The 18,773-nt window shown below is 71.4% G+C and carries 18 protein-coding genes; 7 read left to right on the top strand and 11 right to left on the bottom strand.

Going from position 1 to position 18,773, the window contains the following annotated elements:
• Positions 1-130: 130 nt before the first annotated feature.
• Complete coding sequence (locus tag I8N67_RS34310) at positions 131-985, top strand: MBL fold metallo-hydrolase (RefSeq protein ID WP_200308180.1); 855 nt, start codon at positions 131-133, stop codon at positions 983-985.
• A 160-nt stretch (positions 986-1,145) separates the two neighbouring features.
• Here I8N67_RS34310 and I8N67_RS34305 read toward each other — a convergent pair whose 3' ends face one another.
• The 5 genes from I8N67_RS34305 to I8N67_RS34285 form a co-directional block, all read right to left on the bottom strand.
• Positions 1,146-1,496: a hypothetical protein gene (locus I8N67_RS34305; RefSeq protein ID WP_200308179.1), complete on the bottom strand. Its 351-nt coding sequence runs from the start codon at positions 1,494-1,496 to the stop codon at positions 1,146-1,148.
• Positions 1,489-2,154: a peptide-methionine (S)-S-oxide reductase MsrA gene (gene msrA, locus I8N67_RS34300; RefSeq protein ID WP_200308178.1), complete on the bottom strand. Its 666-nt coding sequence runs from the start codon at positions 2,152-2,154 to the stop codon at positions 1,489-1,491. The genes I8N67_RS34305 and msrA overlap by 8 nt, the downstream gene beginning before the upstream one ends.
• A 208-nt stretch (positions 2,155-2,362) precedes the next feature.
• The gene (locus I8N67_RS34295; RefSeq protein WP_200308177.1) at positions 2,363-3,457 is read right to left on the bottom strand and encodes a hypothetical protein; all 1,095 of its coding nucleotides are present in this window, start codon (positions 3,455-3,457) and stop codon (positions 2,363-2,365) included.
• Entirely contained in the window at positions 3,454-5,097 is a 1,644-nt protein-coding gene (locus I8N67_RS34290; protein ID WP_200308176.1) for a M48 family metallopeptidase, read from the bottom strand. Before I8N67_RS34290 ends, I8N67_RS34295 begins: the two co-directional genes overlap by 4 nt.
• Before the next feature lie 150 nt (positions 5,098-5,247).
• On the bottom strand, positions 5,248-6,366 hold the full coding sequence (locus tag I8N67_RS34285; RefSeq protein WP_200308175.1) for a hypothetical protein: 1,119 nt from the start codon (positions 6,364-6,366) through the stop codon (positions 5,248-5,250).
• 195 nt (positions 6,367-6,561) lie between these two features.
• Here I8N67_RS34285 and I8N67_RS34280 point away from each other — a divergent pair, with 195 nt between their 5' ends.
• A complete protein-coding gene (locus tag I8N67_RS34280) occupies positions 6,562-7,716 on the top strand; it encodes a cystathionine gamma-synthase (RefSeq protein ID WP_200308174.1) in 1,155 nt (384 codons plus the stop codon).
• 16 nt (positions 7,717-7,732) lie between these two features.
• Here the strand turns inward: I8N67_RS34280 and I8N67_RS34275 are convergent, their stop codons facing one another.
• From I8N67_RS34275 to I8N67_RS34265, 3 genes are all read right to left on the bottom strand, one after another.
• Positions 7,733-7,981, bottom strand: a complete 249-nt coding sequence (locus I8N67_RS34275) for a hypothetical protein (RefSeq protein ID WP_200308173.1) — start codon at positions 7,979-7,981, stop codon at positions 7,733-7,735.
• The gene (locus I8N67_RS34270) at positions 7,978-8,469 is read right to left on the bottom strand and encodes a sigma factor-like helix-turn-helix DNA-binding protein (protein WP_200308172.1); all 492 of its coding nucleotides are present in this window, start codon (positions 8,467-8,469) and stop codon (positions 7,978-7,980) included. The genes I8N67_RS34275 and I8N67_RS34270 overlap by 4 nt, the downstream gene beginning before the upstream one ends.
• Positions 8,470-8,693: 224 nt before the next feature.
• Positions 8,694-9,188, bottom strand: a complete 495-nt coding sequence (locus tag I8N67_RS34265) for a MarR family winged helix-turn-helix transcriptional regulator (protein ID WP_200308184.1) — start codon at positions 9,186-9,188, stop codon at positions 8,694-8,696.
• Positions 9,189-9,351: 163 nt separating this feature from the next.
• Here I8N67_RS34265 and ilvA point away from each other — a divergent pair, with 163 nt between their 5' ends.
• The 3 genes from ilvA to I8N67_RS34250 all read left to right on the top strand — a co-directional run bounded on the left by ilvA (position 9,352) and on the right by I8N67_RS34250 (position 12,612).
• Positions 9,352-10,581, top strand: coding sequence for a threonine ammonia-lyase (gene ilvA, locus I8N67_RS34260; protein ID WP_200308171.1), 1,230 nt, complete (start codon positions 9,352-9,354; stop codon positions 10,579-10,581).
• 172 nt (positions 10,582-10,753) lie between these two features.
• On the top strand, positions 10,754-11,770 hold the full coding sequence (locus tag I8N67_RS34255) for an ATP-binding cassette domain-containing protein (protein WP_200308170.1): 1,017 nt from the start codon (positions 10,754-10,756) through the stop codon (positions 11,768-11,770).
• Positions 11,767-12,612: an ABC transporter permease gene (locus I8N67_RS34250; RefSeq protein ID WP_200308169.1), complete on the top strand. Its 846-nt coding sequence runs from the start codon at positions 11,767-11,769 to the stop codon at positions 12,610-12,612. Before I8N67_RS34255 ends, I8N67_RS34250 begins: the two co-directional genes overlap by 4 nt.
• Before the next feature lie 107 nt (positions 12,613-12,719).
• Here the strand turns inward: I8N67_RS34250 and greA are convergent, their stop codons facing one another.
• Both greA and I8N67_RS34240 read right to left on the bottom strand, forming a co-directional pair.
• Positions 12,720-13,220 (bottom strand): transcription elongation factor GreA, encoded by a 501-nt coding sequence (gene greA / locus I8N67_RS34245; protein ID WP_200308168.1) that lies wholly within the window; start codon positions 13,218-13,220, stop codon positions 12,720-12,722.
• A gap of 170 nt (positions 13,221-13,390) precedes the next feature.
• Positions 13,391-13,789 carry a DUF4307 domain-containing protein gene (locus I8N67_RS34240; protein WP_200308167.1) on the bottom strand — a complete coding sequence of 133 codons (399 nt, stop codon included), beginning with the start codon at positions 13,787-13,789 and terminating at the stop codon, positions 13,391-13,393.
• A gap of 260 nt (positions 13,790-14,049) precedes the next feature.
• Between I8N67_RS34240 and mca the strand changes: the two genes are divergently transcribed.
• Together mca and I8N67_RS34230 are read left to right on the top strand one after the other, a co-directional pair.
• On the top strand, positions 14,050-14,901 hold the full coding sequence (gene mca / locus I8N67_RS34235) for a mycothiol conjugate amidase Mca (RefSeq protein ID WP_200308183.1): 852 nt from the start codon (positions 14,050-14,052) through the stop codon (positions 14,899-14,901).
• Between the two features lie 21 nt (positions 14,902-14,922).
• On the top strand, positions 14,923-15,165 hold the full coding sequence (locus tag I8N67_RS34230; protein WP_200308166.1) for a hypothetical protein: 243 nt from the start codon (positions 14,923-14,925) through the stop codon (positions 15,163-15,165).
• A gap of 208 nt (positions 15,166-15,373) precedes the next feature.
• Here the strand turns inward: I8N67_RS34230 and I8N67_RS34225 are convergent, their stop codons facing one another.
• Complete coding sequence (locus I8N67_RS34225) at positions 15,374-18,676, bottom strand: tetratricopeptide repeat protein (RefSeq protein WP_200308165.1); 3,303 nt, start codon at positions 18,674-18,676, stop codon at positions 15,374-15,376.
• Between the last annotated feature and the right edge of the window lie 97 nt (positions 18,677-18,773).

The following is an 18,773-nucleotide window of genomic DNA, read 5'->3' as shown; positions in this document are numbered from 1 at the left end:
TGAAGCCGTCCCCCGGGCGAGGGGCTGCCCGGATGCGGGGTCGGCGGGAAGGCCGGACCATGGATGGGGGGAGAGACGCAGACGGCCGCGGCGCGATCACCACCCCGGGGGCTTCAGAGGTGTGAGCGACATGCCCCTTCAAAAGGTCCGACCCGGTACGGTCCACAGGCTCCGCCCGGACATCAGCGTGCTGGCCGACAGTCTCGAGGTGCCGGGCATCGGGCACATCCCGGTGAACGCCTTCGTGCTGCTGGCCGCCCAGCCGGTGGTCGTCGACACCGGCCTGGGTCTGCCCGACAGGAACTTCGTCGAGACCCTCAGCACGGTGCTCGACCCGGCGGACGTGCGCTGGATCTGGCTGACCCACCCCGACCGCGACCACACGGGCGGGATCTTCGACCTGCTGGCGGCGGCGCCGGAGGCACGCGTCGTGACGACCTTCATCGGCGCGGGCATCCTCTCCTGCGAACGCCCGCTGCCCCTGGACCGCGCGTATCTCCTGAACCCCGGCGAGACGATGGACATAGGCGACCGCACCCTCACCGGCTTCCGGCCGCCCCTGTTCGACAACCCTGCCACCGTCGGCTTCTTCGACGACCACTCCGGCGTCTGCTTCAGCTCCGACTGCTTCGGCGCGCCCCTCCCCACGGCCGACCTCGCCCAGGCCGACGACGTCCGCGACGTCCCCGCCGACGACCTGCGCACGGCTCAGCTGCTCTGGGCCACGGTCGACAGCCCCTGGGTCAGGACCGTCGACATGGACAAGTTCCTCACGACCTTCCAGCCCCTCAAGGACCGCAAACCCGACCTCGTCCTCTCCACCCACCTCCCCCCAGCCGCCGGCATCACCGGCTCCCTCCTCGACACCCTGACCACCGCCCCGGACGCCCCACCCTTCACGGGCCCGGACCAGGCGGCCCTGGAACAGATGCTGGCGGGGTTCGAACCGGACGGCGGGGGCCACCGAGGGGGTGGCGGCCACTGAGGGGGCGGGGGCCGCTGAGGGCCGGCGACCGCCTGTCCGCCTGGAAGAAGCCGCGTCGACGGCGGCCATGGCGAGAGCCGGCGCGGGCGACAGCGCGAGAGGGAGCGCGTGCCCCGAGAGGGAGCGCGTGCCCCGAGAGGGAGCGCGTGACCGCCATCCGTCAGCCGCGCCGGCTGAAACGCGGCTCCGGCCACGTGGTGATCGGTTCGCTGGAGACCGAGTAGATCTCCAGGAGCGAGAGGTAGCCGCCTTCCGTGAAGACCATGACTCCGGCGTCGTCCGGGCCGGCGTACCAGGCGTCCGCGGCGAGACCGTCGCCGCGCGTCGATGCCGGCGGCACCGCTTCGCGGTCCACGGCCAGGTCGACCGTGGCGCACCCGCAGCCACACCCGCCGCCGACGTGGGTGTACGGGACCTGGGCGCGAAGCGCGCCGCTGACCGGGTCTTCGGCGGTCAGCAGCGCGTTCAGGGTTGCCGCGACGCGGGGCGGGAGTGGCGCGGGCTCAGCCATCCGCCCTGGCCACGCCGATCGGGCACGACACCCCCGTGCCCCCGATGCCGCAGTAGCCGGCCGGGTTCTTGTCCAGGTACTGCTGGTGGTGGCCCTCGGCGGGGTAGAACGTGCGGTCCTCGGCCGGGAGGATCTCGGTGGTGATCTTGTCGTGGCCGGCGGCGGTGAGGACGTTCTGGTAGGCCTCGCGGGAGGCGTCGGCCGTCGCGGCCTGGGCCGGGGTGTGGGTGTAGACGGCGGAGCGGTACTGCGTGCCGACGTCGTTGCCCTGGCGGAAGCCCTGCGTGGGGTTGTGGGACTCCCAGAAGACCTGGAGGAGACGCTCGTAGGAGATGAGGGCGGGGTCGTAGACGACGCGGACGGCCTCGGTGTGGCCCGTCCGGCCGGAGCAGACCTCTTCGTAGGTGGGATTCTCGGTGTAGCCACCCTGATAGCCGACGAGGGTCGTCCACACCCCCGCCGGGAGCTCCCAGAACTTCCGCTCGGCGCCCCAGAAGCAGCCGAGGCCGAAGTCGGCGATCTCCAGGTGCTCGGGGTAGGGGCCGAGGAGCGGGGTGCCGAGGACGGTGTGGCGGTCGGGGACCGTGAACGGCAGCTCGGCGCGGCCACGCAGAGCCTGCTCGGGGGTGGGCAGCTGGGGCGTGCGGCCGAACAGCATCGGGACTCCTTGGGAGACTCGCGGAACGAAACGGCGGGCGGTACCCCGGACAACGTTCCGGGTCCCGCCCGCATTCCGTCCGGCGTTCCGTCCGGCGTTCCGTCCGGCGTTCCGTCCGGCGTTCCGTCGGGCGTTCCGTCGGGCGTTCCGTCGGGCGTTCCGTCGGGCGTTCAGCCCGCGACCGACCGTCCGCCCGCCCCGAGACCGCTCAGTCCGTAGCCGCCGACACCGCCTGAGCCGTCGCGTTGCGGATGCGGCAGTAGTGCGCGGCCATGACCGGACCGTCGCCCTGGTAGCGCCAGGGCAGGGCGTTCACGTACCCGTCGACCAGCTTGAACTGTTCGAGCGCGGCGGCGTCACGGTCCTGGAGGGCGAGGTAGTACGCGAGGAGGTGCCGCAGTTCGGGCAGGCGGGGGTGGGTGGGGTCGGCCGCGGCGGCGTCGGCGAGACCGGCGTCGACCCGGCCGATCATCTTCGGCGTACGGTCGACGTCGCCGTCGTCCGACTGGTCGTGCTCGAAGTGGGCGACGAGCGGGAGGACGGTGAGCAGACTGCCCAGCGGCGCGGCCGTCGCCGCCCGCTCGGCGAAGTCGGTCGCCAGCTTCTCCGAGCCTCGCCACTTCGCACACCAGTACTGGAGTGCCGAGAAGTGGGCCTCGTAGTGGTGCGGGGCGCGCGCGGTGATCTCCGCCCACAGCCTGTCCATCTCGGAATTCGGGTAGCCGAGGCCGAGGGCCACCCAGATCTCGGTGATGTACGGCGTGGGGTCGTCCGGATTGAGCGCCGCCGCCCGGCCGATCTCCTCGCGGGAACGTTCCAGCATCCGGTGGAAGCCACCGAACTGCTCACTCGTCGTGTATTTGGCCCGCTTCCCGCCCCGCAGCTCCCACGCCAGGATCACCGTGCTGCGGGCCCGGACGACGGCCGCGTCCGGGTCGTCGGGACGGTCCGCCTCCCAGGCGAGCAGCCAGTCGTCCTCCTCGGCCGCGATCTCGGCCAGCTGGTACGCGGCCGAGGAGCGGCGCTCCCAGTCCCGGCCGAGGTCCTGCATCAGCTTGGCGGCGGCCTTCCAGTCACCGCCGCGCACGGCCGGGAGCGTCGCGTCGAGGCCGGCGGGCAGCGGGCCCGCGTACTTGGTGTTCTGCCGTTCCGCCGGCAGCAGCCCCAGCGCCTCCGCGGCCTCCGGGTCGCCGTCGGACGGGCCCGGCCGGAAGAACTCCTTGAGGAACACCCCGGCGATCCACAGGCCGAAGAGCAGGGTCGGCACCGCCAGGACGGCCAGTATCCACAGCAGTACGGTCATCGCGGTGCGTCCGTTTCTCGGGCGGCGGGTCCTTGGGGAACGGGCGGCAGCAGCGCGCGCAGCGGCCCGGTGTCCGGATGGTCGGCGACCGCCGCCGCGATCGCCGCGCCGAGGTCGGCCTCCGTACCGTCCGGCGCGGGCGGCAGACGCACCGCCGCCGGCTCCGCCCAGGAGAACTCCCAGCTCAGCCGCGAGTGCGCGCTGAGCTCGGCCAGCACCATGCCCTGCAGGGCGTCCGCCAGCGCGGGCCGGACGAACTCGCGGAACGCCCGCCCCTTCGCCTCGGCCGCCCGGTCGGACAGCGGCAGCCGCTGCGCCAGCTGCCACAGCTGACCGTCGTCGATCACCTTGAGCAGCGCGGGCAGCGACGGGTGGTCCTTGATGTACATCGCCAGCGCCCGGTGCAGCGCGGTGTCGAGGGAGGCGAGGTTCGCGGTCATCGAACCGTCGAGCAGCTCCTGCCAGCCGCCGGTGCGCCGGAACCGCAGGACGTCCTCGGTGAGGACCGCGTCCTCCAGCGTCGCCAGGGTCCGGTCCGGATCCGTGAGCAGGCCGAGCGCCGCACCCCTGGCCTCGTCCGCACGGCCGTCGGCGGGCAGCGACTCGACGCGCTCGACACGGTCGGCCATGGGCGGGTGGGAGTCGTACGGCGACGAGGGCTCGGTGGGCAGCTCGGTGCGCAGCCCGACCAGTTCGAGCTGGCGGGCGGAGAGCATCTGCCCGTAGCCGCCGAAGAAGTCACCGCGCGGCGGCAGCAGCCGGGCCTCCGCGCCGAGCGTGGCGTAGCTGTTCATGTAGAAACCGAAGGCGGCGTCCAGCGCCGGTATCTCGCGCAGTGCCGACGCGGTGGCGTCGCGGCCGGCGATCCGGGCGGCCGCGGCGTCGGCGGCGTACTCCTGGCGGCGCGAACCGGCGAGCGTGGCGCGGAAGTACAGCTTGGCGTAGCCGATGTAGATCTTCGCCATCGCGCGGTACGTGAGGCCCGCGTGCCCGGTGTCGATCTCCTTGGCCTGCTTGCCCTTGGCCTCGGCCTTGGCGTTCTTCTTCTCCTGCCGGGCCCGCTCCCGCCCGGCGGTGTTGTCGGCCCGCTCCTCGAAGTGCCCGATGGTGCGCAGCACCTGGGCCCGGCCGCGCACGGTGATCGCGGCGAGCCGGGTGTCGGCGTTCGAGTAGTGGCCCAGCTCATGGGCGAGGACCGCACGCAACTGCGCCTCTGTCAGGCCCTGCAGCAACGGCAGGCCGAGGTAGAGGCGGCGCGGTCCGGACAGCAGGCCGAGCAGCCGGGCGTCCTCGCTGACGGCGGCGTTGACGTCGGCCGTCAGGATGATCCGGGACGGCGCCCGGGTGCCGACCGCGTCGGCCAGCTCCCGCACGGTCCGCCACAGTTCGGGCTCTTCGGCCTCCGTCACCGGCAGGCCCGGCAGCTCCTCGCCCTTCGGCGTCCGCAGCATGAACAGGCCGCGGACCAGCGGGATCGCCAGCAGTACGGAGACCACGTACAGCTTGGCCGCGACGCCGGACGGGGCGTGCAGATAGAGCAGGTAGTCGGCGCCGCCGAGCGCCGCGAGCAGGATCACGCCGAGCAGATAGAAGCCGGCGAGCAGTACAAGAGCGCGCAGCGCGCGCAGGGTCGCGCCCATCGGGCAGGTTTCCCCCCCACGGGAAGATCGCGAACGATCATTTAACGAGTGAAATCGGTCGGTCTAGGACGTGTCCATGACCAAGAGGTGAGGGGGCGGAGTATTTCCTACGCGCGCGGGGGGTGGCAAGGCCTTACTGAGGGTGCGGCTTCAGTGCGGCAGCGTCGCCGGACTCCCCCCGTTCGCCTCGTATCCCGCCACCGCCAGGGCCCGGTATATCGCGTAGTCCGCGGCCGGGTCGGAGGTGAGGGTCCAGGGGAGGGCGCCGACGTGGCCGTCGACGTGGACGAGCTGGTCCACGGCCTCGGCCCAGCGCTCGCCACGCACCAGGAAGAAGATCAGAAGATGACGGACATGGGCCAGCATCGGGTCGTCGGGCCGCGCCGCGTGCACCGCGAACAGGGCGCCGTGCACCGCCTTGGTGACGACCTCGCTCTCGTAGAAGCCCTGCACCAGATTCACCTCGGGCAGGTGCTCGAAGACCGCGAACAGCGGCATGGCCGCGAGGAGCGACCCCTGCGGGGCGCGGGCCGCGGCCGCCTCCGCGAAGGAGTACGCCAGCTCCCGCGAGCCGTGCCACTTCTCGCACCAGTAGTGCAGGGCCGCCAGATGGGCCCCCATGTGCGCCGGGGCACGGTCAAGGATCTTCAGCCAGAGCTGCTCGAACTCCTCCCGGGAGTACGCAAGACCGCGCGCCACCGACAGCTCGATGATGTACGGGATCGGGTCACCCGGGGCCAGCAGCGCCGCGTCACCGCACGCCGCCCTGGCCTCCTCCATGATGATCCGGAACTCGTCCGTGCCCGGCGTCGACGTCCGCCACGCCTGCTGCACCAGGAACTCCGCGTGCACCGCGGCGCCCCCCGCGTCCTTGGGTGCCTCCGCGCGCCACACCCGCAGCCACTGCCCGCCCGGCGACTCGCCCACCCCGCCGGGCCGCTGCGCCAGCTCCAGCGAGGCCGCGCCCGCGAACGCCTGAACCCGCTGCCACCGGACCTCGCCGGCCGCGTCCGTACCGGCCAGCAACTGCTTCGCCGCCCGGTAGTCCTGCGAACGCTGCACCACGTCCAGCACATCCAGCAGATCCTGGTCCGGTCCCGGCATCCGCACGTCCAGCAGCTCCTGCCGCACGAACCCGTAGTTCGCCGGGTCCGCGCCGTCCGGATGCCCAGCCTCCACCCGCTGAATACCGGCCCGCCTGCGCGCCATGATCGGCCACAGCACGAAACCCATCATGAGCAGCGCCATCAGGACCCAGAGAATCTCCATGCCACAAGGGTTCCAGACACCACTGACAATTGGCGAACGTGGTCGGGGGCCCGCGCCTCCTGAATGGGGCGCAGCCCATTCAGGAGGCGCGGGGAACTGCGCGACCAGCCACGACGCACCCGCAGCCGCCACACAACACAAGCCTCCACCCCGTGAGGCGCCCCCTGCCTCCCCGACCGCTTAGGCTCGATCTCTATGAGCGACACCCACACCAGTCAGCACTTCGAGACCCTCGCGATCCACGCGGGCAACACCGCGGATCCCCTCACCGGCGCGGTCGTCCCGCCGATCTACCAGGTCTCGACCTACAAGCAGGACGGCGTAGGAGGCCTGCGCGGCGGCTACGAGTACAGCCGCAGCGCCAACCCCACCCGCACCGCGCTGGAGGAGAACCTCGCCGCCCTGGAAGGCGGCCGCCGCGGCCTCGCGTTCGCGTCCGGCCTGGCCGCCGAGGACTGCCTGCTGCGTACGCTGCTCAGCCCCGGCGACCACGTGGTCATCCCCAACGACGCGTACGGCGGCACGTTCCGCCTCTTCGCCAAGGTCGTCTCCCGCTGGGGCGTGGAGTGGTCGGTGGCCGACACCAGCGACCCCACGGCCGTAAGGGCCGCACTCACCCCGAAGACGAAGGTCATCTGGGTGGAGACCCCCTCCAACCCGCTGCTCGGCATCACCGACATCCCGGCCGTCGCCCAGATCGCCCGCGAGGCCGGCGCGAAGCTGGTCGTCGACAACACCTTCGCCACCCCCTACCTCCAGCAGCCGCTCGCGCTCGGCGCGGACGTCGTCGTGCACTCGCTCACCAAGTACATGGGCGGCCACTCCGACGTCGTCGGCGGCGCGCTGATCGTCGGCGACCAGGGGCTGGGCGAGGAACTGGCCTACCACCAGAACGCGATGGGCGCGGTCGCCGGGCCCTTCGACTCCTGGCTGGTGCTGCGCGGCACCAAGACCCTCGCCGTCCGCATGGACCGGCACAGCGAGAACGCCACCAGGGTCGCCGACATGCTCACCCGGCACCCGCGCGTGTCCCGCGTGCTCTACCCGGGCCTGCCCGAGCACCCCGGGCACGAGGTCGCCGCCAAGCAGATGAAGGCGTTCGGCGGCATGGTGTCGTTCCAGGTCACCGGCGGTGAAGTGGCGGCCGTAGAGGTCTGCAACCGCGCCAAGGTGTTCACTCTCGGCGAGTCTCTGGGCGGCGTCGAGTCCCTCATCGAGCACCCCGGCCGCATGACGCACGCCTCCGCGGCCGGCTCCGTCCTGGAGGTCCCCGCCGACCTCGTACGCCTCTCCGTGGGCATCGAGAACGTGGACGACCTCCTGTCGGACCTCCAGCAGGCCCTGGGTTAGGCCCTGCACCCGGCGCTCACCACCCCGTCAGCGGTGGAGTCGTCTCCGACGGCGGCTCCACCCAGGGGCGGGCCATCACGGCCCACACGAAGAACGCGACCACGGCGGCCAGCAGCACCAGCCACATCAGCCGGCGGGCCGCCGTCCGGCGCCGCAGCAGGCGCCCGCCGCGCCGCATCGCGTCCCCGCACAGGCCGGGCGGCACCTGGGGCGGTGTCCGTTCCAGGACTCGCCGTACGGCCGCCTCACGCTCCCGCAGACTCATGACGGCGCCACCACCTTCGCCACCCGGGGGGTGGTTTCGCGCGGGGGATGCAGGACGGTCGCCATCGCGCGCAGACAGACGGCGTGTACGCGTTCGGCGGGCAGTCCGAGAAGCGCCGCCGTCTGCTCCTCGGCGACCCCCTCGTAGAGCCTGAGGACGAGGATCAGCCGCTCCTGCGGGCTGAGCATGTTCAGGGTGCCGCCGAGCGCGGGACGGAAGAAGGAGTGCCGATGCCAGGCCCCGCGCGCGAAACGGACGGCCAGGTGCTGCCGGGTCCGGTCGTACGGGTCCTCGCCGCGCAGCCGGTCCCAGTCGGCGTACGTATGGGCCAGGGCATGGGTCAGCAGCCGCCGCGCGCGCGGGTTGTCCTTCGGCGGTTCCGCCGTCAGCAGCGTGGCGGTCTGCGACAGCCGCCCCGCCGCACCCGCGACGAACGCCTCGAACTCCCGTGCCCGGCGGGCGCCTTGGGCCACTCGTCGTTCTCGCACCGCGCCTCCCGCCTGAGGCCGTACCTCAGGGAAACGGGGCCCGGCCGCGCACGGACTCGCCGGTCGCGTACGACGAGGGCCCGGTCTCATATGAGGCCAGGAGCAGGTGCGGGGTCAAGAGCCGGGCGGCATCCACATCCACCGTCCGCCATCGGCATCCACGCGTACGCGTACGCGCGCGTGCCGGTTACGGGCACGGCACGGGCAGGGCACGGGCAGGGCGTTCAGGACGACGACGGTGCCTCGGGCGCCGCCGCCATGCGGGCCGAGAGCGCGGTGTTGAACCGCGTCAGGAGGGAGCAGAACGCCTCGCGCTCCTCGGGCTCCCAGTCCTGGGTCAGTTCGGCCATCAACTGGCGCCTGGAGGAACGTACCTCCTCAAGCCGGGAGAGCCCTCGCGGCGACAGCTGGAGCACCACCGCGCGGCCGTCCTCCGGGTGCGAGGTGCGCTTGACGAGACCGGTGTCCACGAGCGGCGCCACCTGGCGGGTTACCGTCGACGAGTCGATGCCCATGCTCGCCGCGAGCGCCTTGACGCCCATCGGGCCTTGCTTGTCGAGGCGGTTGAGCAGCAGATACGCGGCACGGTCCATGGAGTTGCGCACCTGCCCGACGCCGCCGAGCCGGGTCTGTTCGGCACGGCGCGCGAACACCGCGACCTCGTGCTGCAGCGTGTCGAGAAGACCGGTGTCACCGACGGTCGTCATGTCCATCGACATTTCAGGTGTTGTGGGCATGGCCAGAGGCTCAATTCATGCGTGGGGCGCTGGGTTGGGGGACAGAGTACGCGGACCCGGCGCGGGCTGTACCGGCGCCGCTGAAACCCGTCCCGGCCCTTGGTCACACCCGGCCGCGCACGCTGTGAACTGCGAGACTGATGTCATGAGCTACAGCACGGCTGACTCCTTGCCGCGGGTGACGATCGACGATGTGCGAGGCGCCCAGAAGATGCTCATGGGTGTTTCACGTGTCACCGCGATGGAGGGCAGCAGGCATCTGTCGCAGCTCGTCGGCGCGCCGGTGCACTTCAAGTGCGAGAACCTCCAGCGGACGGGCTCGTTCAAGCTGCGCGGCGCCTACGTCCGCATCGCCGGCCTGCTGCCGGAGGAGCGCGCCGCAGGTGTCGTCGCCGCGAGCGCCGGCAACCACGCACAGGGCGTCGCCCTCGCCTCCGCACTGCTCGGCGTCCGCTCCACGGTCTTCATGCCGAAGGGCGCCCCGCTGCCGAAGATCAGCGCGACCGAGGAGTACGGCGCCGAGGTGCGCCTGCACGGCACGGTGGTCGACGAGACGCTGGCCGCCGCCCAGGAGTACGCGGCCGAGACGGGCGCGGTGTTCATCCACCCGTTCGACCACCATGACGTCATCGCAGGTCAGGGTACGGTCGGGCTGGAGATCCTGGAGCAGTGTCCCGAGGTGCGCACGATCGTCGTCGGGGTCGGCGGGGGCGGACTCGCCGCGGGCATCGCGGTCGCGGTGAAGTCACTGCGGCCCGACGTGCGCGTCATCGGGGTCCAGGCGGAGGGCGCGGCGGCTTATCCGGCCTCGCTCGCCGCCGGAATGCCCGTCGCCGTGGCGAACCCGGCGACGATGGCCGACGGCATCAAGGTCGGACGACCCGGTGACGTGCCGTTCCAGATCGTCGCCGAGCTGGTGGACGAGGTCCGGACGGTCTCGGAGTACAACCTCTCCAGCGCGCTCCTGCTCTGCCTGGAGCGGGCCAAACTGGTCGTGGAACCGGCCGGCGCCAGCCCTGTCGCGGCTCTGCTGCGCGACCCGGAGTCCTTCGAGGGCCCGGTCGTCGCGGTGCTCTCCGGCGGCAACGTCGACCCGCTGCTGATGCAGCGCATCCTGCGCCACGGCATGGCCGCCGGCGGCCGCTACCTGCAGGTACGCCTCCGCCTGACCGACCGCCCCGGTGCCCTCGCGACGCTTCTCGGGGTGTTGTCAGTGGTCGACGCTAATGTCCTCGACGTGAGCCATGTGCGGACCGACCCCCGGCTCGGGCTCACGGAGGTGGAGGTCGAGCTGCACCTGGAGACGAGGGGTCCCAAGCACTGCGCCGAGGTCAACCTCGCCCTCCGCGAGGCGGGCTACACCGTCATCGACTGAGGTCGGTGCCCCCTTGGTCACTCGTTCGAGTAAATCCATTGAGAGACGCGATACATCGCGTTATGGTGTGTCTCGTGCCACTCGGCGACGCAACCCGGTGTCGCCCCTCAGGCGGAACGAAAAGTGCAAACCCAGGCTTTGCGAAGGAACCCCGAAGACGTGGAGAAATCACATGCCAGGCGCCATCTACGCCGAAGGTCTGGTGAAGACCTTCGGTGACGTACGAGCCCTGGACGGCGTAGACCTCGATGTCCCCGAGGGCACCGTCCTGGGTCTGCTCGGGCCGAACGGCGCGGGCAAGACCACCACCGTCCGATGCCTCACCACCCTGCTGCGGCCCGACCGCGGCAAGGCCGTCGTCGCGGGCATCGACGTCCTGAAGGACCCCGACGCCGTCCGCCGCTCGGTCGGCCTCTCCGGCCAGTTCGCGGCGGTCGACGAGTACCTGACGGGCCGTGAGAACCTGCAGATGGTCGGCCAGCTCTACCAGATGCGGGCCAAGGCCGCGAAGGCGCGCGCGGGTGAACTGCTGGAGCAGTTCCACCTCACCGAAGCCGCCGACCGGCCCGCCAAGACCTACTCCGGCGGTATGCGCCGCCGGCTAGACCTGGCCGCCGCACTGGTGGTCTCGCCGCCGGTGATGTTCATGGACGAGCCGACCACCGGACTCGATCCGCGCAACCGCCAGGAGCTGTGGGGAGTGATCAAGCAGCTGGTCTCCGGCGGTACGACCCTGCTGCTCACCACCCAGTACCTCGAAGAGGCCGACCACCTCGCGCACGACATCGCCGTGGTCGACCACGGCCGCGTCATCGCCCGCGGCACCTCCGACCAGCTCAAGGCCCGCACCGGCGGCGAGCGCGTCGAGGTCGTCGTGCACGAGCGCGAGCGCATCCCGGACGCCGTCGAGGTGCTGACCGGCTTCGGCAAGGGTGAGACCACCGTCGAGGAGCACACGCGCCGGCTCACCGTGCCCGTGGCCGGCGGTGCCAAGCTCCTCGCCGAGGTCATCCGTGAGCTGGACACCCGAGGCATCGAGATCGACGACATCGGCCTGCGCCGCCCCACCCTGGACGACGTGTTCCTCTCCCTGACAGGACACCTCGCCGAGGTACGGGACGAGGCGGAGGCGAACGGCATCGCCGCCGACGCCAAGGGGCGCGGCCGCGGGAAGGAGGGTGCCAAGTGAGTGCCGTCACCGGCGCCGTGCGGGTCGCACCGCCCGGCAATCCGATCATCCGGTCCATTCGGGACTCGCTGGTCGTCGCCAAGCGCAATCTGATTCGAATGTCCCGAATTCCAGAAATGGTAATTTTCGGGGTTATTCAACCCGTTATGTTCGTGGTGCTGTTCAGCTATGTCTTCGGCGGCTCCATGACCGTCGGCGGCACCACGGACCCCGCCGTCTACCGCGAGTTCCTGATGGCCGGCATCTTCGCGCAGACCGTCACCTTCGCCACCGCGGGCGCCGGGGCCGGCATCGCCGACGACATGCACAAGGGGCTCATCGACCGCTTCCGCTCCCTGCCCATGGCACGCGGGGCCGTGCTGACCGGACGGACCCTCGCGGACCTGGTCCAGACGGCGCTCACCCTGGCGGTGCTGGCCGTGGTCGCCCTCCTGGTCGGCTGGCGCACCCACACCAGCATCGGCGAGGTGCTCGGCGCCTTCGGGCTCCTGCTCCTGCTCGGATACGCGTTCACCTGGGTCGGCGCACTGATCGGCCTCTCCGTGCGCACCCCCGAGGCGGCCACCTCCGGCGGACTGATCTGGCTCTTCCCGGTCACGTTCATCTCGAACGCGTTCGTGGACTCCAGCCGAATGACGCCCTGGCTGCGGCATGTCGCCGACTGGAACCCGTTCAGCGCCACCGTCCAGGCCTCCCGCGAACTGTTCGGCAACCCGGGGGTGTCCCAGTCGGACGCCTGGCCCATGCAGCACCCGGTGTGGGCCTCGCTGATCTACTCGGTCCTCATCATCGTCATATTTCGGACCCTGTCCGTGCGGAAGTACCGCTCCGCCACGGCATGAGCGGCGACCCGGAGCAGGCATGACGATGCCCCCGGCGCCGAGGGGCCGGGGGCATCGTGGGCAGCCGGAGACGGCGGGGCGTGCGCGCGGCCCGTCTCCACCGCCGCTCAGCTCTGGTAGGGCACGGCCTTGAGGATCCGCACCGAGGCGAACTTGCCGTTCGGCAGCTCGTACTGCGCGTCCTCGCCGACCTTCTTGCCGGTCACGGCCGAACCCAGCGGGGACTGCGGCGAGTAGGTCTCGATGTCGGAGCTGGCGTACTCGCGGGAGGCGAGCAGGAAGGTCACCGTGTCGTCCTCGTCACCGTCGAAGGCGATCGTCACGACCATGCCGGGCGCCACCGCGCCGTCCGCCGACGCCGGCGCCTCGCCGACCTTCGCGTTCTCCAGGAGCTGGGTCAGCTGGCGCACACGGAGCTCCTGCTTGCCCTGCTCCTCCTTGGCCGCGTGGTACCCGCCGTTCTCGCGCAGGTCGCCCTCCTCGCGCGCGGCCGCGATCTTGGCGGCGATCTCCGTGCGCGCAGGACCAGACAGGTAGTCCAGCTCGGCCCTGAGCTGGTTGTACGCCTCCTGGGTCAGCCAGGTGACGTTCTCGCTGGTCTGGGTCACAGGTGCTCCTCGTAGGTACTGGGAATACAAAGCATCGCCCTACCCAGAAGAATGTTCCTTCACGAGTGGGCGAAACCACGAGCCTAACAATTCGGCGGCGCAAGGGGGAGGACATAAACCACAAGCATTACGTCGACGCAGGTCAGCGAAGCGTTTCGGAGAGCCTGGGCTCAGTTGGCGTGACAGCCGAGCAGTTCGGCGGTGGTCCCCCGGGACGTCGTACGGAGCGTGACGACCTTGTCGATGGTGGTGGTGTTTGCGTCGAAGCGGAAGTCGGCGCGGCCGACCTCGGCACCGTCCTCGGCCTGGGAGCGCACCGTGCAGTAGGCATCGACGCCCGCGTCCTTGTCGCCCCTGAGGTGCACCTTCACCGAGGAGGCCGAGGTATCGAAGGTGTAGATCTCGACGCTGATCTTGTTGCCGGCGACATAGTGGTAGGCGAACCAGCCGAGGAGGACGAGGAGGGCCGCGCCCAGGACGGCACCGATGACCTTGAGCTTGCGGTCGGCGCGCTCGTCGGCGGAGCGGCCGTAGCGGCCCTCGGGCAGCTGAGTGCTCGCCGTGCTCATGGTCGTCCTCTCGGAAAATCTCGGAAAGGGGGCCGGGAGCGGGGTCCCGGCAGGGGAGTCCAGGCTCTGGACGGGGAATATTCCGCCCCCCGGTTCCGTCACTATAGAAGCCCCCCGCCCAGCGCCTGACGGCCGCCCCATGTGGGTGTCCGAGCGGGACGGCACTATGGACTCACCGGATCGCGCCGGGCCGAGTCACCGAAGTTCAGGCCGGGCGCCGACTTACGAGGGAACGAGTCTTGACTGACCAGCTGCGACTGATGGCCGTGCACGCACACCCCGACGACGAGTCGAGCAAGGGTGCGGCCACCATGGCGAAGTATGTGTCCGAGGGGGTGGACGTGCTGGTCGTGACCTGCACGGGCGGTGAGCGCGGCTCCATCCTCAATCCGAAGCTGCAGGGCGACAAGTACATCGAGGAGCACATTCACGAAGTACGCAAGAAAGAGATGGACGAGGCCCGCGAGATTCTCGGGGTCGGGCAGCAATGGCTCGGCTTCGTCGACTCCGGCCTCCCGGAGGGCGACCCGCTGCCGCCCCTCCCCGACGGTTGCTTCGCCCTGGAGGACGTCGACAAGGCGGCCGGTGAACTGGTCAGGCGGATCCGCGCGTTCCGCCCCCAGGTGATCACCACCTACGACGAGAACGGCGGGTACCCGCACCCCGACCACATCATGACCCACAAGATCTCGATGGTGGCGTTCGAGGGCGCGGCGGACCCCGAGAAGTACCCCGAGGCCGAGTACGGCCCGGCGTACCAGCCGCAGAAGCTGTACTACAACCAGGGCTTCAACCGCCCCCGCACCGAGGCCCTGCACCACGCCCTGGAGTCGCGCGGCATGGAGTCCCCGTACGGCGAGTGGCTCAAGCGCTGGGACGAGTTCGGGCGGACCGAGCGCGTCCTCACCACGCACGTTCCGTGCGGGGACTTCTACGAGATCCGTGACAAGGCCCTCATCGCCCACGCCACGCAGATCGACCCCGACGGCGGCTGGTTCCGCGTTCCGCTGGAGCTCCAGCGGGAGGTCTGGCCCACCGAGGAGTACGAGCTCGCCAAGTCCCTCGTGGACACCTCGCTCCCCGAGGACGACCTCTTCGCGGGCATCCGCTAGCCCTGGGGGACAATGTCAGGCATGAGCGCAAGCCTGGCAGTCACCAACCTCGTCACCCTCGCCGAGGAACTGGACAAGAACAAGGTCACCCCTGGCGTCCTCGGCTTCATCGTCTTCGCGGTGATGGCCCTGGCCGTCTGGGGTCTGATGAAGTCCATGACCAAGCACATGGGCAAGGTCGACTTCACGGAGACGCCGGACGCCCCCGGCGAGGGGGCCGAGAGGTCCTCGACCGGCAGTGAGGCGTCGCCCGCCAAGGGCTGAACCGGGCTGAGCAGGGTCGAGCAGCTCCTCGCGGCCGTTCGGGTCGAGTCGGCCGCGACGGGCCAGCGGTCCGCCGGTCCGACCGGTCCGCCGGTCCGACGGCATGATTTCGTGACCCCACGTGGGTGTCACGGAGTCATGCCGTGCCGCACACCTGGCCTCACCGGCCCGGGCCTCCTCACCGGTCCTGGCCCCTCACCGGCCCCGGTCACTGGCCCCTGGTCACCGACACACCCATCAGCTCCCGCGCATGCCGGTTCGGCACCATCCCCATGGTCCAGGCGCGCCAGCCGCCCTCCAGGTTCACGCCGCGCTCCAGCAGCAGCTGGTACGCCTCGACGTACTCGGCGAGTTTCTCGTCACGCAGGGGGTGCGGGGTGCGGGCGAGCAGGGCCAGTTCCTCCTGGGCGACGGCTGTGCCGATCTCTACGCCGCCGGGGGCGGCGTAGGGCAGGAGGGTGCAGCGGAGGAAGCGGGCCCAGTCCTCGCCGCGGCGGTCGCCGTACGACGTGAAGAGGCGGGCCGCCTCGTCGCAGAGGGCGAGGGCCTGGGGGGTGCGGGTGTTGCCGGCGTCCACGACGGCCAGTTCCAGGCAGGTCCAGGCCTCGCCGTGGGCGACGCCGATGCGCTGGAAGTCGGCCCGGGCGTCGACCAGGAGCTGGCGGGCGAAGCCGGAGTTGCGCAACGAGCCCGTCTGGACCGCCCGTTGGTCCCGGGTGACGCGGGCCGAGTGGTGGCGGGCGCAGGCGAGGCCGTAGACATCGCGCATCCGGGAGAACATCGTGCGGGAGCGTTCCAGCTCGCGGACCGCCTGGTCGAGGTTGCCCGTCTCCTCCAGGGCCTGGCCGAGGTAGTAGCCGGTCCAGGCCTCGCCCCGGGCGTCCTCGTTGTCGCGGTGGCGGGAGAAGGCCTGACGGAGGCCGTCGACGGCGGCGGAGGGGTCACCGGCGACGAGGCGGGCGCGGGCGAGCTGGGTCATGGCCCAGGCCTGGCCGCGGGCGTCCCTGGTGCGGTCGAAGAGGTCCAGCGAGGTGCGCAGCTCGGCCTGCGCGCGCGGCACGTCGCCCATCCGCAGCAGTAGCTGGCCGAGCTGGAAGTACGCCCAGCCCTCGCCGTGCAGGGACTCCTGCTGGCGGTGGATGACCAGGGCCCGGGTGAGCAGGTCCAGGGAGTCGGCGAGGTGGGAGCGGTCGCGCTCCACGGCGGCGAGGGCGTGCATGGTCCAGGCGCGGTCGGCCGCCAGTTGCGGGACCGACTGGAGTTGCAGGGCCTCCAGGAGCTTCGCCGCCGCCTCCGTCAGGTTGCCCTGGTGGTGCAGGGTGATGCCCAGGGAGCACAGGGCACGGGCGGCGCCCGCGTCGTGGTTCGTCTCCATGTAGAGGTCGACCACGGAGGCGAGGGTCGTGCGGGCCTTGTCCAGCTCGCCCAGCTGGCGGGCCGCGATACCCGTACGCCACTGGACCGAGCGGGTCAGCAGGCCCTGGTCCACCGACTGGGCCAGCTCGCTCAGCTCACCGAGGCGGTAGAGGTCGCCGCGCAGCAGGCAGTAGTCGCACAGGGCGCCGAGGAGGCTGAGGACCGCCGACTGGTTCACGCCCTCCGCGTGCCGGAGCGTGGAGGTGATGAAGCTCGTCTCGTCGTCCAGCCAGCGCAGGGCCTCGTCCAGGGACACGAAACCGTGCTGGCCGAAACGGTCCGAGCGGGTCGACATGTTGCCGTCGACCAGGCGGAGCACGGAGTCGGCGAGGTCCGCGTATGTGACGATCAGGCGTTCCTGCGCGGCCGTGCGCTCGCTCGGCTCCTCCTCGTCGAGGAGGCGGGCGTGGGCGAAGGCACGCACCAGGTCGTGCAGGCGGTAACGGTTGCCGTGCACATGGTCGATCAGGCCCGCGCGGGCCAGTGCCGTCAGGTGGCGGGTCGCCTCTGTCTCGTCCGTGGCCATCAGCGAGGCGGCCGCCGCCGCGCCCAGCGAGGCCCGGCCCGCCAGCGCCAGCCGGCGCAGCAGGCGGCGCGACGGCTCCGACTGGTCGGTGTAGCGCAGCCACAGGGCCCGCTCGACAGGCTCGACGGGGCCGTAGGCGCCCAGGTCCGTGGCCAGTCGGTCGGGCGTACGCGGGCCCAGGGAGGAGCCGGCGATGCGCAGGGCGAGAGGGAGGCCGCCGCACAACTGTCCGATCCGGCCGACGGATTCGGCGTCGTACGAGGCACCGGCCGAGGCACCGGGCGCGCCATTCGTGCCGGTCATGCCGACGGACGCGCTCGCCGATGCCCCGGCAGAGGTCCGGCCCGCGGGCGCCCCCGCCGTCAGCACCGAACCGTCCTGCGCCGCCGTGCTCAGCAGTTCGTGCGTACCGTCGCCGTCGAGCGCGTCGACGGGGAGGTGGTGGACCCAGGCGGGGAGGTCGGCGGGCAGGGCGAGCGGGGAGCGGGCGGTGACCAGGACGAGGCTGTCGGAGCGTTCGGGGACGAGGACGCGGACCTGCTCGGGGTCGGACGCGTCGTCCAGGACGATCGTCACGGGCAGGGCCGTCAGATGCTGGTGGTACAGCTCGCTGAGCCGTTTGACCTGCTGGTCCTGGGAGGTGCGCTCGCGGAAGAGGAGCTGGTCGCGGGGGGCGCCGAGACGATTCAGCAGATGCATCAGGGCGTCCCGGGTGGAGAGCGGGGTCTCCTCCGGGCTGTCGGCGCGCAGATCGACCACGCAGGCGCCGCGGAAGTAGTCCCGCAGCTCGTGGGTCGCGCGGACGGCGAGGGCGGTACGGCCGGAGCCGGGCGCGCCGTGCAGCACGACGACCGTCGGCCGGGTCTCGGTCTCGGCGCGGGCCGCCTGCACCCACTGGCGGATCCTCCCCATCTCCGTGCGCCGGCCGGCGAACCGGTCGTCGGCCTCCGGGAGTTGGGCGAACGACTGCTCCAGCACGTTGCGCCGCCGCGCCGCCGCGCTCTTGTCGGCACCGCGCAGCTGGGGCACCTTCTTCTTCGGCGTGGACGCGGCGAGTACGCGCTGCTGGTCCAGGAACGGCCGTATCCCGCGCACCTCCAGCGCCGTCAGCCACTGCAGCCGCAGCTGCTCGTGGCCGCCGGGCTGGCCCAGGGCGCCCGCGCGGTGGTGGGCCGCGGGCACATGGGAGGCGGTGACCTTCAGGACCGTGGCCACGGCGCTCGTGATGCCGACGATCAGACCGGTGCTGACGGCGGTGCCGGCGTCGACGCCGAAGGAGAGGTCGGCCACGACCGCCGTGCCGGCGGCAACGGCCGCGACCAGCAGGGGAGTTCCGGAGCCCTCCTTGGCGTAGCGCTGGCCGAAGGTGAGGCGGCCGACCTCCGACTCGTCCAGTGCGCGGGTGTACGCCTCGTACTCCTCGGCCGCGTTGCGCGCCATCGTGTCCAGCGCGGCACGGGCGCGGCCCAGCAGCACGACCCCGTCGGTACGGCCGCCCGACCTGCGGACCTCCTCCTCGACCGCCCGGACCAACAGCCCTTCGGCCTCCCCCCGGTGGCTGTCCCGCATCACACGTCCCCCTTCGCCGAAACGGCTTGCCCTGGCCAGTGTGGAGCGATTGGGGCGCATAGGCGAGAGGGCGTGGATCAGGGCGGGGGCGCATGCG

The organism is Streptomyces adelaidensis, assembly GCF_016598475.1.
Lineage (GTDB): Bacteria > Actinomycetota > Actinomycetes > Streptomycetales > Streptomycetaceae > Streptomyces > Streptomyces adelaidensis.
This window is presented reverse-complemented; position numbering and strand designations above follow the sequence as displayed.